This is a genomic window from Shewanella sp. MBTL60-112-B2, from assembly GCF_019655055.1.
Lineage (GTDB): Bacteria > Pseudomonadota > Gammaproteobacteria > Enterobacterales > Shewanellaceae > Shewanella.
On record NZ_BPFA01000083.1, the window covers coordinates 1 to 715 of the forward strand.

The following is a 715-nucleotide window of genomic DNA, read 5'->3' on the forward strand; positions in this document are numbered from 1 at the left end:
AGTCACTTAACCATACAACCCAAATAAGTCTCTATGAGAATATCCGTTGTTTTAAGCGGGTAAGCTTAAAACAGTCGTACGTAACTAATGGTTTCTACTTTCGCCAAAATTAGAATTTTTTACTTAATCCCTCACAAATAAATGTGAAGCAGTAAGCCAAGACACTTAATGTTAAGTGTTTTAGAACTCAATTTTTTAATTTCGCAATAATCTTAAAGATTATTACTATCAGCTTTCCAAATTTTTAAAGAGCGGGCTTAAAAAAGCCAAAGATAAATTTCTCATTTATCTTTGGCATCTCTTACCTGTGCATGTGCCTTTCTCTTACTGAAGAGAAAGATGTAAATGGTGGAGCTATGCGGGATCGAACCGCAGACCTCCTGCGTGCAAGGCAGGCGCTCTCCCAGCTGAGCTATAGCCCCATTTACATGCAGTCAAACAAATTTACGTTAAAACAAAATCTTCGTTTAGGAGAAAATAAAGATTTTGGTGGGTCAGAGTGGACTTGAACCACCGACCTCACCCTTATCAGGGGTGCGCTCTAACCAGCTGAGCTACAGACCCAACGTAATTTGCTCTTTCTTTACGACAAGCATATCTGTGTGAACACTCAACAACTATCAAGTTAGTCGTATAGGTAAGGAGGTGATCCAGCCCCAGGTTCCCCTAGGGCTACCTTGTTACGACTTCACCCCAGTCATGAACCACACCGTGG

General features: G+C 40.8%; 2 tRNA genes and 1 rRNA gene. All 3 read right to left on the reverse strand.

The features are described from left to right. Window positions 1-346 precede the first annotated feature (346 nt). Window positions 347-422 (reverse strand) — tRNA-Ala (locus K5Q73_RS21295). Window positions 423-487: 65 nt separating this feature from the next. After that, a tRNA-Ile gene (locus K5Q73_RS21300) sits at window positions 488-564 on the reverse strand. A 74-nt stretch (window positions 565-638) separates the two neighbouring features. Further along, a 16S ribosomal RNA gene (locus K5Q73_RS21305) occupies window positions 639-715 on the reverse strand; the annotation flags it as partial.